Origin of the sequence: Acidovorax sp. GW101-3H11 (assembly GCF_001633105.1) — a bacterium.
In the GTDB taxonomy this organism is placed as follows: domain Bacteria; phylum Pseudomonadota; class Gammaproteobacteria; order Burkholderiales; family Burkholderiaceae_C; genus Acidovorax.
Map to the genome: position 1 here is coordinate 75,137 of NZ_LUKZ01000013.1, position 13,585 is coordinate 88,721.

The window sequence follows — 13,585 nt, forward strand, 5'->3', positions numbered from 1 at the left end:
TTTGTTCAAAATTTTTAGATACTGATATGGCCTACCGCGACCTGCGCGACTTCATGGCCCAGCTCGAAGCCACGGGCGACCTGCGCCGTGTGGCGGAGCCCGTCTCGCCCCACCTGGAGATGACCGCGCTCAGCGACCGCGTGCTGCGCGCGGGCGGCCCGGCGCTGCTGTTCACCCAGCCCACCGGCCACCCCATGCCCGTGCTCACCAACCTGTTTGGCACCCCGGCCCGCGTGGCCCGCGCCATGGGCGTGCCCGACCTGCGCGGCGTGCGCGCTTTGGGCGAGCTGCTCGCCACGCTGAAAGAGCCCGAGGCCCCCAAAGGCTTCAAGGACATGCTGGGCATGGGCCAGTTGCTCAAGACCCTGTGGAACATGGCGCCGCACACCGTGGCGCGCGGCGCGCCCTGCCAGCAGGAAGTGTGGGAAGGGCCGGATGTGGATCTGGCCCGCCTGCCCGTGCAGCACTGTTGGCCCGGCGATGTGGCCCCGCTCATCACCTGGGGCCTCACCATCACGCGCGGCCCGCGCAAGGCGCGGCAGAACCTGGGCATCTACCGCCAGCAGGTGCTCTCGCGCAACCAGGTCATCGTGCGCTGGCTGGCCCACCGCGGCGGTGCGCTGGATTTTGCCGACCACTGCGCCCAGCATCCCGGCCAGCCCTACCCCGTGGCCGTGGCCCTGGGCGCCGACCCCGCCACGCTGCTGGGCGCCGTCACGCCCGTGCCCGACAGCTTGAGCGAGTACCAGTTTGCGGGCCTGCTGCGCGGCGCACGCACCGAAGTCACGCCCGCGCTGGGCGTGCCGCTGCAGGTACCCGCCACCGCCGAGATCGTGCTTGAAGGCCACATCCAGCCCGACGCCCACCACGCCAGCGGCTGGCAGCACGCGATGGAGGGGCCCTACGGCGACCACACCGGCTACTACAACGAATGCGCCGAGTTCCCCGTGCTCACCGTGGACCGCATCACGATGCGCAAGGACGCGATCTACCACAGCACCTACACCGGCAAGCCACCCGACGAACCCGCCGTGCTCGGCCTGGCGATGAACGAGCTGTTCATCCCGCTGCTGCAAAAGCAGTTCCCCGAGATCGTGGATTTCTACCTCCCGCCCGAAGGCTGCAGCTATCGGCTAGCGGTGGTCAGCATCCGCAAGGCCTACGCGGGCCACGCGCGGCGCGTGATGATGGGCGTGTGGAGCCACCTGCGCCAGTTCATGTACACCAAGTTCATCGTGGTGGTGGACGACGACGTGGACGTGCGCTCCTGGCCCGACGTGATCTGGGCCATCACCACCCGCATGGACCCTGCCCGCGACACCCTGCTGGTGGAGCACACCCCCATCGACTACCTGGACTTTGCCTCGCCCGTGAGCGGCCTGGGCAGCAAGATGGGGATGGATGCCACGAACAAATGGCCGGGGGAGACGCAGCGGGAGTGGGGGAGGCCGATGGCCATGGACGCCGCCGTGCAGGCGCGCATGGACGGGCTTTTCACTGCACTGGGCCTATAGGGCCCCCGCGCGCCACGGCGCACCAAGGTGGTACTGCGCACCCTCAGTCGCGCAGACGACAAGCCCGCCCCGCGTTGTTTGCGACGATGCGCAAGCCTCACATAGAAGGCTCTGCACCGGCACCCCACGGATGCCGCGATGCAGCAAGGCGCACATCCCTAGGAGACAACGGCAATGCAGCAGCACCAGCCCGGCAGCATGATGGACCGGCCTTTACTGGTTTCGGCCATTCTTGAGCATGGCGAGAACCAGTACGGCGATCGGCAGATCGTTTCACGCGACACCGATGGCCGCCTGCACCGTTACCGCTTTGCCGACATGGCCCAGCGCGCCCGGCAGCTGGCCAGCGCACTGCAGGCACTGGGCCTGCGCCCCGGCAGCGTGGTGGGGTCGCTGGCCTGGAACAACCACCGCCATCTGGAGGCGTACTACGCCGTGTCGGGCAGCGGCATGGTTATGCACACCTGCAACCCGCGCCTGCACCCCGAGCAGCTGGCCTACATCGTCAACCACGCCGACGACGAGGTGGTGCTGTTCGACACCACCTTCGCGCCGCTGGTGCGCGCCATTGCGGCGTCGTGCCCCCGCGTGCGGCACTGGGTGGCGCTGTGTGATGCCGACACGCTGGGCACGATGGACATGCAGGGCGTCAGCGGGGTCGAGGCGTACGAGACGCTGGTAGCCAGCCAGAACGACCGCTTTACCTGGCCCCTGTGTGATGAAAAGGCCGGCGCGGCGCTGTGCTACACGTCGGGCACCACCGGCAACCCCAAGGGCGTGCTGTATTCGCACCGGGCGCTGGTGCTCAGCGCCCTGTCGGCCTGCATGCCGGGCGTGCTCAGCATCAGCGCGCGGGAGACCATCCTGCCCGTGGTGCCCATGTTCCACATCAACGCCTGGTGCCTGCCCTATGCGGCCCTGATCGGCGGCGCCAAGCTGGTGCTGCCCGGCCCGCGCCTGGACGCCGCCAGCCTGTACGAGCTGATGGAGACCGAGCGCGTCACGGTCAGCGCGGGCGTGCCCACGATCTGGATGGGCCTGATCCAGCATGTGGAGCAGCATGGGCTGCGCTTTACCACCATGCGGCGCACGGGCGTGGGCGGCTCGGCCATGCCCAAGGCGCTGATTGCCAAGTTCAACGACCTGTACGACGTGGAGGTGCGCCACGGCTGGGGCATGACCGAGACCACGGCCATTGCCACCATGAGCGTGCTGGGCGCGGGTGATGCTGAACTGCCACCGGAGGACCGCCATGCGCTGGTCGCCAAGCAGGGCAAGTCGGTGTTCGGCATCGAACTCAAGCTGGTAGACGAAAACGGCGCCAGCCTGCCGCGCGACGGCGTGGCGCAGGGCGAGCTGATGGTGCGCGGCCAGTGGATCGTGGACCGGTACCACAAGGCAGAGCGTTCGGCACTGGTGGATGGCTGGTTCCCCACGGGCGACATCGCCACCATCAACCCGCAGGGCGTGGTGCAGATCCGTGACCGCACCAAGGACGTGATCAAGTCGGGCGGCGAGTGGATCAGCTCCATCGACCTGGAGAACGCTGCGGTGGCGCACCCGGCGGTGGCCATGGCGGCGGTCATCGGTGTGAAGCACCCCAAGTGGGATGAGCGCCCGCTGCTGTTCATCGTGCGCAAGCCCGGCCAGTCGCTGGACAAGGCGCAGATCCTGGACTTTCTGGCGCAACGCGTCGCCAAGTGGTGGCTGCCCGATGACGTGCTGTTTGTGGACAGCCTGCCGCTGGGCGGCACCGGCAAGGTCCAGAAAAACGAGCTGCGGCAGAGCCATGGCGCGGTGTTCGGCGGCGAATGACACCGCTTTAACTTTGTATTGACCGCTTCCCTTTCTTTCCCACCCACCCCACGGAGACACACATGAACATGGTTCCCAGGAAATGGCCGCGCCAATGGTTGAAGGTCGGCGCATGCGCCGCAGCGCTGGTGATGGCGGCGCACGCCGGGGCGGCCGAGACGGTCAAGATCGGCTTCATCGACCTGCTGTCCGGCCCGTTCGCGCTCACCGGCCAAAGCTCGCTCAACCAGCTGCGCGAGGTGGTGGCGCAGGTCAATGCCAAGGCCGGGCCCAACGAGCCCAAGTTCGAGGTGGTGGACTTCGACAACAAGGGCACACCGCAGGAGAGCCTGAACGCGCTGAAAGCCGCCACCGACCGGGGCGTGCGCTACATCACCCAGGGGGGCGGTTCGGGCGTGGCGCTGGCGCTGGTGGATGCGCTCAACAAGCTCGCCGAGCGCGACCCCGAGCGCGCGACGGTGTACCTCAACTACGCCGCCATGGACCCGCAGCTCACCAACGAGCGCTGCAGCTTCTGGCACTTTCGTTTCTATCCATCGAGCGAGATGAAGATCGAGGCGCTGACCACCTACCTGCAAGGCCGCAAGGACGTGAAGCGCGTGTACCTGCTCAACCAGGACTACACCCACGGCCGCCAGGTCTCCAAGGCCGCCAAGGAATACCTGGCGCGCAAGCGGCCCGACATCGAGATCGTGGGTGACGACTTTGTGCCCATCGCCCAGACGCGCGACTTTGCGCCCTACGTCGCCAAGATGGCCGCCGCCAAGGCCGACACGGTCATCACCTCCAACTGGGGCAGCGACCTGACGCTGCTGTTCAAGTCGTCCCGCGACTACGGGCTCAACATCAACTACTTCACCTTGAACGGCAACAACCCCGGCACCCCGGCGCAGCTGGGCAACTGGGGCGAAGGCAAGGTGGGCGTGGTCTGGAACTGGGTGCACAACGCGCCCACGCCCGAGCTGGAGAAGATCTACCTGGACTACAAGAAGAAGTACAACGACGAGTTCATCTTTGCTGCCCACTGGAACAGCGTGCACATGCTGCGCGAAGCCATGCGCAAGGCGCAATCGACCGACGCCAAGAAGGTTGCCCTGGCCCTGGAAGGCATGGCCTACAAGAGCCCCATGGGCGAGGTGCGCATGCGCAAGACCGACCACCAGCTCGAAGCCCCGCTGTACCTGGGCATCTGGGCCAAGCAGGGCAGCAAGGGCGTGAAACACGACGCGGAGAAAACCGGCTACGGCTTCCGCTCCGAAGTGGCGTGGGACAACTACATCAGCGCCCAGCCCACGTCCTGCCAGATGAAGCGGCCGTCCTGAGCGCCCTGTAGCTCAGACGTTCCCTCGGCAGCACGCCGTGCACGCTGCGCAGGCAAGCTGGCGACGCTTTGGTGGGCGTCGTCGGCATGGGCCCCGTTCCCTCTCGCCTGGGAGCGGGGTCTGCACACGTTCAAGCGCTTTGTACGTGATGGCTTCAACGCGCCGCCCGGGGCACACAGTCCGCAGCCCCCGCTGACGGGCGCCCCACACCTCCAAGCCCCCTTCGCTGCAGGCCCTGTGTCGGTGTGCGCTACCTGGGCCTCTTGCGCCGCCGGTGGTGCCTTCAAGCCCCTGGCTCCCTGCTGGTGCGCAAGCCGCAAAGAAACAACTCCTTTCTCCGCAGAGATTGCGGCCAGCCCGTGCCCCTTCTTTCGCTCTCTGCGTTCTCATCAGATGATTTGGTTGTAAAGAAAACGATTTTTATTCGTTTGGTTTTTGCGGACCCCCGCATAAATTGGTGGCTATCCCCATCCAAAACCGCTTTCCCCCCGTTCCAGGAGACCCTGTCCATGTCCGCCGAAGCCCTTGAGATCGCCCTGCCCGAAGCCCTGGAGGCCGCCCGTGCCGATGCCGCTGCGCAGGGGCTGAACTACGCTGGTGGCGTGCGCCCGGCGGTGGCGTGGGCGCTGGTGCAGTCGGGCCAGGCCGTGCTGGTGGACGTGCGTTCGGCCGAGGAGCGCAAGTTTGTGGGCCATGTGCCCGGCAGCCAGCATGTGGCCTGGGCCACGGGCACGGCGCTCACACGCAACCCGCGTTTTGTGCGCGAGCTGGAAGCCAAGCTGGCCAAGGACGGTGGCAAGGACGCCGTGGTGCTGCTGCTGTGCCGCAGCGGCAAGCGTTCGGTGCTGGCGGCAGAGGCGGCAGCGGCTGCCGGGTTTCACCACGTGTTCAACGTGCTCGAAGGCTTTGAGGGCGAGATTGATGCCCAGCAGCACCGGGGCGGCGGCGATGGCTGGCGCTTTCACCAGTTGCCCTGGGTGCAGGACTGAACAGCGCGTTGGACCCTCGAACTTTGCAGATTGGAAAGACCGGCACAACCGGCATCACACCCCATGGCCCTTTTCGACATTGAACAGATCGCGCAATCGCTGAGCGCGGCCCGGCGTGAGTGGCGCGATGCGCACAACCGCCTGCAGGATGCAGGCGAGCGCGAGTTCCCCTCGCGCGATGCGCTGGCCCAGGTGGTGCACCAGCTCAAGGGCGCGCTCTTCCCCATGCGGCTGGGCCCTACGACCTGCGGCAGGAGAGCGAAGACTTCTACGTCGCCCACACGCTGGACAGCGCCCTGCATGCGCTGCATGTGCAGATCGGGCTGGAGCTGCGCTACAGCGCCCGCCGCCAGGCGCTGGACGGGGCGGATGTGGAAGCGCAGGCGCGCCGGTCGGCCCAGGCGTTTGCGCAGTCGCTGCCCGCCATCCGCCGCCTGCTCGACAGCGATGTGCTGGCCGCCTACCAGGGCGACCCGGCAGCGCGCAGTGTGGACGAAGTGCTGCTCTGCTACCCCGGCATTCTGGCCATGATCCACCACCGCCTGGCGCACCGGCTCTACCAGCTGGGCCTGCCCTTGCTGGCCCGCATCGTGGCCGAACTGGCGCACAGTGAAACGGGCATCGACATCCATCCTGGCGCGCAGATTGGCGCGGGCTTTTTCATCGACCACGGCACCGGCGTGGTGATCGGCGAGACGGCGGTGATCGGCGAGCGCGTGCGGGTGTACCAGGCCGTCACGCTGGGTGCCAAGCGGTTTCCTGCCGGCGCCGACGGCCACCTGCAAAAAGGCCTGCCCCGCCATCCGGTGGTGCAGGACGACGTGGTCATCTATGCGGGCGCCACCATCCTGGGCCGCGTCACGCTGGGCCGGGGCGCCGTGATTGGCGGCAATGTCTGGCTCACGCACGACGTGCCCGCTGGCAGCCATGTCACGCAGGCCAGTTCGCAGGAGTCGGGCCGTTTTGCCTCGGTGCTGGCGGGGGCTGCGCTGTGAGCACGCTGGTCCAGGGTTTTGGCCTGGCCGTGCGCCAGTCGCGCGAGGCCCGGGGCTGGTCGCAGGAGCGGCTGGCCGAGCACTCCGACCTGAACCGCTCCTATGTGGGCGAGATCGAGCGCGGCAGCGTGATCGCCTCGCTCGCCACCGTCGAGAAGCTGGCCGGTGCGCTGGGCGTGGCGGCCTCGGGCCTGGTGGTGCGGGGCGAGGCGATCCAGCGGGCCCAGCTGGTGCGCGGCATCCAGTTGGCGGCTATAGCCTGTTGAGGCCACCCGCCTTGCCACGGGACACTGCGCGCGTTCCATTTTTCATCACTGATTTTTTACCCCAGGGAGTTTCACTATGTCGGCAACAGTGGGCGGCACGACCGCACTCGGCGATAGCGCCGCACGGCAACTAGCCAATGCAACCAAGACCGTCCCCCAGCTGGAGACCATCAGCCCCCGCTGGCTGACCCACCTGCTGCAATGGACGCCAGTGGAAGCGGGCATCTACCGCCTCAACAAGGTCAAGAACCCTGAAGCCATCAAGGTGGCCTGCACCGCCAAGGAGTCGGAGAACCAGCTGCCACGCACCTTCGTGGATTACGAAGAGAACCCGCGCGAGTATTTCCTCAATGCCGTGAGCACCGTGCTCGACGTGCACACCCGCGTGTCCGACCTGTACAGCAGCCCGCACGACCAGATCAAGGAACAGCTGCGCCTGACGATCGAAACGATCAAGGAAAACCAGGAAAGCGAACTCATCAACAACCCCGACTACGGCCTGCTGGCCCAGGTGACGGAAGAGCAGCGCATCTTCCCGCTCACGGGCGCCCCCACGCCCGACGACCTGGACGAGCTGCTGACCAAGGTCTGGAAAGAGCCCGCCTTCTTCCTGGCGCACCCGCTGGCCATTGCCGCGTTCGGGCGCGAAGCCACCCGCCGTGGCACGCCGCCCCCCACCGTGAGCCTGTTCGGCTCGCAGTTCATCACCTGGCGCGGCATTCCGCTGATTCCTTCGGACAAGGTGCCCGTGGCCGACGGCAAGAGCAAGATCCTGCTGCTGCGCGTGGGCGACAAGCGCCAGGGCGTGGTGGGCCTGTTCCAGCCGGGCCTGCCGGGCGAGCAGGGCCCGGGCCTGTCGGTGCGTTTCATGGGCATCAACAACCACGCGATTGCGTCGTACCTGATCTCGCTGTACTGCTCGCTCGCCGTGCTGACCAGCGACGCGCTGGCGGTGCTGGATGACGTCGAGGTCAACAAGTACCACGACTACCCCGATACCTACAAATAATCTGCGGTGAGCAACATCCCTTCCACTTCTGTGGGCGTGCCCGACGCGCCGGAGGCGCCGATCCATCCGGCGCTTCTGGCACAGATGGCCACGGCGTTCTTCTCGGCCCGGCCGGGCGAGACGCCCCAGCTGCCCACCGGCAACCCTTCCAGCCCGGCAAGCCTGGTGGCTGGCCTGGGGTTGCCATCGACACCACCGGCCACCGTCCCGAGCTTTGCCCAGGCATCGCCCGGGTCGGCCGGTGTGCAGGCGCCGGTCAACATCGCGCCTGCGGGTTCGCCGCTGGCCAGTCCAGCGGGCTTCGGGCCCAGCGTGCCCGGTACGCCGTTCCCGCAAGGGCAGGTGCCGGGCGCCAATCTGGCGCCTGCCTCGCCCACGCCTGTGTTGTCGCTGGCGCACAGGGCTCCGGCCCTGCTGCCCCACGCCACCGCCGCCAACGGCGTGACCGACACCGTGGTCACTGCCGTGCCCGGCTACGAGCCCCGCTTTGGCAGTGGCGTGCTGGGTGTTCCCGAGGCGGCGGGTGCCAGCGGTGCATCTGCTGGCAGCCACCCTGCAGCCAGCGCATCGCCGTTCTATTTCCTGTCGCCCCAGCACGGGCAGCCCTCGCCCGGTGGCCACAGTGGCACGCCAGGCAATGCGCTGGGCCCCACGCGCGTCAGCGACGAACTGGCCCGCCAGCCGTTTGCCAACCTGCAAGGGGTGGACCTGCGCGGCACACCTGCGCCCTCGTCCGCACCTTTGGCGCAGGCGTCTCCCGGTACTGCACCGCAGTTTTACTTTGCCGACGCGGTGGTGCTGCCCAGCGGCTATGTCACCCCGGCCAAGCCCGCGCCGCATGCCGCCGTGCCGCTGGCGGGGCAGGGGCAGCATCCGCCGTTTGACGTGCATGCCATCCGCCGCGACTTTCCCGTGCTCTCCGAGCGCGTGAACGGACGCCAGCTGGTGTGGTTCGACAACGCGGCCACCACGCACAAGCCGAAGGCGGTCATTGATCGCATCTCGTACTTCTACGAGCACGAAAACTCCAACATCCACCGCGCCGCCCATGAGCTGGCTGCACGTGCCACGGACGCCTACGAAGGCGCCCGCCAGCGCGTGAAGAACTTCATCAACGCGCCGGATGTGAACGAGGTGATTTTTGTGCGCGGCACCACCGAGGCCATCAACCTCGTGGCCAAAAGCTGGGGCGCGCAGCACATCGGCGAGGGCGACGAGATCATCGTCAGCCACCTGGAGCACCACGCCAACATCGTGCCCTGGCAGCAGCTCGCGGTGGCCAAGGGGGCCAGGCTGCGCGTGATCCCGGTGGACGACACGGGCCAGGTGCTGCTGGATGAATACCAGAAGCTCCTGAACGACCGCACCAAGATCGTGTCCGTCACGCAGGTGTCGAACGCGCTCGGTACGGTGGTGCCCGTCAAGGAGATCGTGGCCCTGGCGCACCGCGCAGGGGCCAAGGCGCTGGTGGATGGCGCGCAGTCCATCTCGCACATGCGGGTGGACGTGCAGGACATCGGTGCCGACTTCTTCGTGTTCTCGGGCCACAAGGTCTTCGGGCCTACCGGCATCGGCGTGGTCTGGGGCAAGCGCGAGGTGCTGGAAGACATGCCCCCCTGGCAGGGCGGCGGCAACATGATTGCCGACGTGACCTTCGAGAAGACGGTGTTCCAGCCCATCCCCAACAAGTTCGAGGCAGGCACCGGCAACATTGCCGACGCCGTGGGCCTGGGTGCCGCCATCGACTACGTGAACCGCGTGGGCATCGAGAACATTGCGCAGTACGAGCATGACCTGCTGGTGTACGGCATGCAGCAGCTCGGCGCCATCCCGGGTGTGCGCCTGATCGGCACGGCGGCGCACAAGGCCAGCGTGATGTCCTTCGTTCTCGCGGGTTACACCACCGAGGAAGTGGGCAAGGCGCTCAACCAGGAGGGCATTGCGGTGCGCACGGGTCACCACTGTGCCCAGCCCATCCTGCGCCGCTTTGGCGTGGAGACCACGGTGCGGCCGTCGCTCGCGTTCTACAACACGTTTGACGAAATCGACTGCCTCACGACCGTGGTGCGCAGGCTGGCGGCGCAACGGCGCTAGCCAGAGCGCACACCGGTTGCAATGCCAGCCGGTTGGCGATCAAAAAAAGGGGAAGTGGGTGTTGTGCCCACTTCCCCTTTTTGATGGTGGTGCGGATGTGCTGGGGCCAGCCGCAGTCAGGCAACCACCAGTTCAATCGCGGCGCCGTGGGTCTGCTCCCGATGCCATGCCTGGTGTGGCTGTGCGGCCGGTGAACCGGTGCCCAGCACCACGGCAAACGGGCCAGGGCCGCGCTTGGCCAGTTGGTGCGCCTGTGTGGTGTGCGGGGCGGCTCCAGGGATCGGCTGCGTCAGAACCAAGGTGGTGGCGCCCAGGGCAAGGGTGGCCACCCGCGCAGCGGCACCCGGCAGCACAAAGGGCGTGCCAATGTGCGTGCCCTGTGCCTCGCCCAGCAAGGCGCGGTAGCGGGCCAGGCTGGCGTCAAGGTTTTGCACTGCAATCGACAGGCTGAGCACACCGCGTGCGCCGTTGGGGTGCACGCGGGCGTCGCCTTCGGGCACCCGCAGCGCGCGGGGCGTGATGTCGCCGCACAAGAAAGGCAGGTCGGTTGACGGCGGGCGGGCCGTTTGCCATTGCAGGCGTTCGCCATCGGGTCGCAAGCGGCCTCCGTCGTGGGGGCCGCTGTAGGCCAGGCCCCGGGCCTGCGCACCGCTCACAGTGGCTGCCGTCCCGGGCGGCAGCAGTGCAAAGTCCACGATGCCATCGCCATGCTGGTTCAGCAGTTCCCACCAGCGGTCGCCAGGCGAGGGGGACCGCCAGGCGATGAGTTCAAAGTAGGCGCCATCGGCCAACACGACCAGCGCGTTGTAGGTGGGCCGGCCCGGGTGCTCGCCGCCCTGCAGCACGTTGAAGCCAAGGGCGCGGTAGTCGGTGATGGTCTGCTCCAGATCCTTTACCGCGATGACGATGTGGTCGAGTGTCAATGCCATGGGGTTCCTTGGGGGCTTCTCGGCGTTCAGGCCGCCACCGCGTCTGCAGTGGCGCGTTGGGGTGCGGAGGCGGCGGAGTTCACCAGCTTCACCTCGGCGTGGATGTGCTGTGGATTGCGCAGCAGGTTGAGGATGGGGCAGGTCTGCTCGACCGCCTGGAACAGCGCATCGATGTCGGCCCGGCTGGCGGGCGAGTCGATGTGCACCGTGTAGGCAATGTGGTGTGGCCAGATGGGCGTGGACTCGTGCCCGGGCTTGCCGCCGCGCGGGTCGATCACGCCGCTGACCTCCACCTCCAGGCTCGTCAAAGGCACCTGGCGCAAGGCCGCCTGGATCAGGAAGATGTGCGTCACGCAGCTGCCCAGCACCCCCAGCTGCAGCTCGGGCGAGCTGGGGCCCAGGTGGTAGCCCGCGAAGTCGGGCGGGCTGTCGCTGATGACCTGGTGGTCGCGGATGCGGATGCGGCGCACGCCGCTGCGGCCCTCGGCGCTCACGCGCGCGTTCAGGGCGGCTGGTTGTGCAGTGCCCGCATCAATGGCGGCGTTGCGGGCCAGTACGGCGGCACGTTTCTCGGCCAGGTAGTCGTTCAGGTGGGCATTCGGATGGGTCATGGATGTTCTTTCCAACGCCTTCCGCGCCCGGACATCGGGCGTGGGGTGGGCAGCGTTGCACACTGATTGTTCGGGGCCACGCCTGTGCTGGAAACAAACAAAACTGCGCTCGCATATGCAGGTTTCAGATATGCCCAACGGGGCCGGATGCTGCAGCCTGCTTCGTCGTTTTCCGAATATGCATGCTACGTAATAGGTGCACGTTCGGATGGTGCGTCGATAGCATGCAACCACATGAATCAGCCCACTTTGAGGCTGATGTTTCATGGTCTGTCAATGCCGGTCCGGCGACGAGGTACGAACGTGTTTTCTCTGAAGAAATCAATGGGATGGAGGGTGTGGGGTGTATCAGCGCTGGCGCTGGGCGTGCTGGTGGCGGGCTGCTCCAAGCAGGCCAGCGAGCCAGCCGCCTCCACCGGTGCGGCCACCGACCAACCCGTGCAGGGCGGCACGCTGGTGTATCTGGAACAGCAGGCGCACACCAACCTGTACCCACCGGCGGGGGGCTTCTATCCGAACGGCGGCATCCTCAACCAGATCACCGACAAGCTCACCTACCAGGACCCCAAGACGCTGGAGATCCAGCCCTGGATCGCCGAGTCGTGGGAGGTGAACCCTACCGCCACCGAGTACACCTTCAGGCTGAAGAAAGGCGTGACCTTCTCGGACGGCAGCCCGCTGGATGCCGCCGCTGTGGCCAAGAACTACGACACCTACGGCCTGGGCAACAAGGAGCTCAAGCTGCCCGTCTCCGAGGTCATCAACAACTACGAGCGCAGCGAGGTGGTGGACCCGCTCACCGTCAAGTTCTATTTCAAGAAGCCCTCACCCGGCTTCCTGCAGGGCACGTCGGTCATCGGCTCGGGCCTGGTGTCGCTGGCCACGCTGGCACGGCCGTTTGAAGAGCTGGGCGATGCGACCAAGATCATCGGCTCCGGGCACTTTGTGGTGACGGCCGAGACGCTGGGCAAGGAGCTCACGCTCACCGCCCGCAAGGACTACGCATGGGGCCCCGCCAAACACGCCCACCAGGGCCGTGCGCGCCTGGACGAGATCAAGCTCATCGTCACGCCCGAGGACAGCGTGCGCATCGGCGCGCTGCTGTCGGGCCAGGCGGGCTTCATCCGCCAGGTGCAGGCCTACGACGAAAAGCGCGTGCTCGACCAGAAGTTCGCCATCTACGCACCCTCCACGCGCGGCGTGAACAACAGCGTGGTGTTCCGCCCCGACAACGCGCTGGTGGCCGATGTGAAGGTGCGCAAGGCGCTGCTGCATGCCACCAACACGAAGGAGATCGTGCAGACCCTGTTCTCGACCAACTACCCGCAGGCCACCTCGGTCATCGCGTCCACGGCCTTGGGCTATGTGAACCTGTCGACCAAGCTGGGCTATGACGAAGCCAAGGCCAGGCAGCTGCTCGACGAAGCAGGCTGGAAGCTCAATGCCAATGGCCGGCGCGAGAAGGATGGCAAGGAGCTGGTGCTGGCTGCATACGAATCGCTGCCGCAGCCACAGAACAAGGAAACCCTGCAGCTCGTGGCGCAGCAGTGGGCCAAGGTGGGTGTGAAGCTCAACGTGCTGGCGGGCGACTCGGGCAGCCGTACCGTGGACAGCCTCGACCCCGAGAAGACGCCCGTCGCCCCTGGCATGGTGGGCCGCGCCGACCCCGATGTGATCAAGAGCAACTACTACCCCACCAACCGCAACGTGCTGCTGCAAAGGGTGGTGTGAGCACCAAGGTCAAGTCGTTTGAGGACATCAAGCTCAACGGGCTGCTCGATGCCATCGCGGCCGAGACCGACCCCGCCAAGCGCCTGGCGCTCACGGGCGATGTGCAGAACTACCTGATCGACCAGGCGTATGTGATTCCGGTGTTTGAAGAGCCGCAGGCTTTTGCCGGTGCACCCTCGGTGAAGGGCGTTGGTTTTGAGGCCGTGGGCCGCCCCAGTTTCTACGGCACCTGGGTCGCTGCAAAACACTGACCTTTTGACGGCGCCAGTCTCGCAGGCGCGGCGCCCTCTGCAGCACAAGGAGTGATCGA

9 protein-coding genes and 2 pseudogenes are annotated in these 13,585 nt (G+C 66.8%); 9 read left to right on the top strand and 2 right to left on the bottom strand.

Features of this window, described 5'->3' with window-relative positions:
- Positions 1 to 26: 26 nt before the first annotated feature.
- The 8 genes and pseudogenes from ubiD (at position 27) to A1D30_RS14720 (ending at position 10,004) form a co-directional block, all read left to right on the top strand.
- Complete coding sequence (ubiD, locus tag A1D30_RS14685) at positions 27 to 1,514, top strand: 4-hydroxy-3-polyprenylbenzoate decarboxylase (RefSeq protein WP_063461470.1); 1,488 nt, start codon at positions 27 to 29, stop codon at positions 1,512 to 1,514.
- Positions 1,515 to 1,688: 174 nt separating this feature from the next.
- Positions 1,689 to 3,329: a long-chain-fatty-acid--CoA ligase gene (locus tag A1D30_RS14690; RefSeq protein ID WP_063461471.1), complete on the top strand. Its 1,641-nt coding sequence runs from the start codon at positions 1,689 to 1,691 to the stop codon at positions 3,327 to 3,329.
- 62 nt (positions 3,330 to 3,391) lie between these two features.
- Positions 3,392 to 4,651, top strand: coding sequence for a branched-chain amino acid ABC transporter substrate-binding protein (locus A1D30_RS14695; RefSeq protein ID WP_082836469.1), 1,260 nt, complete (start codon positions 3,392 to 3,394; stop codon positions 4,649 to 4,651).
- A 509-nt stretch (positions 4,652 to 5,160) separates the two neighbouring features.
- Positions 5,161 to 5,640, top strand: coding sequence for a rhodanese-like domain-containing protein (locus tag A1D30_RS14700; protein WP_063461472.1), 480 nt, complete (start codon positions 5,161 to 5,163; stop codon positions 5,638 to 5,640).
- Positions 5,641 to 5,703: 63 nt separating this feature from the next.
- Positions 5,704 to 6,635: pseudogene (epsC, locus tag A1D30_RS14705) on the top strand (serine O-acetyltransferase EpsC).
- Positions 6,632 to 6,901 (top strand): helix-turn-helix transcriptional regulator, encoded by a 270-nt coding sequence (locus A1D30_RS14710; protein WP_063461473.1) that lies wholly within the window; start codon positions 6,632 to 6,634, stop codon positions 6,899 to 6,901. Before epsC ends, A1D30_RS14710 begins: the two are co-directional and overlap by 4 nt.
- 76 nt (positions 6,902 to 6,977) lie before the next feature.
- Positions 6,978 to 7,910 carry a family 2A encapsulin nanocompartment shell protein gene (locus A1D30_RS14715; protein WP_010464819.1) on the top strand — a complete coding sequence of 311 codons (933 nt, stop codon included), beginning with the start codon at positions 6,978 to 6,980 and terminating at the stop codon, positions 7,908 to 7,910.
- A 6-nt stretch (positions 7,911 to 7,916) separates the two neighbouring features.
- Complete coding sequence (locus A1D30_RS14720) at positions 7,917 to 10,004, top strand: family 2A encapsulin nanocompartment cargo protein cysteine desulfurase (RefSeq protein WP_082836470.1); 2,088 nt, start codon at positions 7,917 to 7,919, stop codon at positions 10,002 to 10,004.
- Positions 10,005 to 10,120: 116 nt separating this feature from the next.
- On the opposite strand, the gene A1D30_RS14725 is transcribed toward A1D30_RS14720, so the two are convergent.
- On the bottom strand, positions 10,121 to 10,933 hold the full coding sequence (locus tag A1D30_RS14725; RefSeq protein ID WP_063461474.1) for a VOC family protein: 813 nt from the start codon (positions 10,931 to 10,933) through the stop codon (positions 10,121 to 10,123).
- 26 nt (positions 10,934 to 10,959) lie between these two features.
- Positions 10,960 to 11,544: an OsmC family protein gene (locus tag A1D30_RS14730; RefSeq protein WP_063461475.1), complete on the bottom strand. Its 585-nt coding sequence runs from the start codon at positions 11,542 to 11,544 to the stop codon at positions 10,960 to 10,962.
- Positions 11,545 to 11,868: 324 nt separating this feature from the next.
- On the opposite strand from A1D30_RS14730, the pseudogene A1D30_RS14735 reads away from it, so the two are divergent.
- Positions 11,869 to 13,526 (top strand): annotated as a pseudogene (locus A1D30_RS14735) (TIGR04028 family ABC transporter substrate-binding protein).
- Positions 13,527 to 13,585: the final 59 nt, after the last annotated feature.

Coding starts and splice junctions, on each gene's coding strand:
- A1D30_RS14730 (WP_063461475.1), bottom strand. CDS start 11,544: ATGACCCATCCGAATGCCCACCTGAACGACTACCTGGCCGAGAAACGT.
- A1D30_RS14725 (WP_063461474.1), bottom strand. CDS start 10,933: ATGGCATTGACACTCGACCACATCGTCATCGCGGTAAAGGATCTGGAG.
- A1D30_RS14700 (WP_063461472.1), top strand. CDS start 5,161: ATGTCCGCCGAAGCCCTTGAGATCGCCCTGCCCGAAGCCCTGGAGGCC.
- A1D30_RS14715 (WP_010464819.1), top strand. CDS start 6,978: ATGTCGGCAACAGTGGGCGGCACGACCGCACTCGGCGATAGCGCCGCA.
- A1D30_RS14690 (WP_063461471.1), top strand. CDS start 1,689: ATGCAGCAGCACCAGCCCGGCAGCATGATGGACCGGCCTTTACTGGTT.
- ubiD (WP_063461470.1), top strand. CDS start 27: ATGGCCTACCGCGACCTGCGCGACTTCATGGCCCAGCTCGAAGCCACG.
- A1D30_RS14695 (WP_082836469.1), top strand. CDS start 3,392: ATGAACATGGTTCCCAGGAAATGGCCGCGCCAATGGTTGAAGGTCGGC.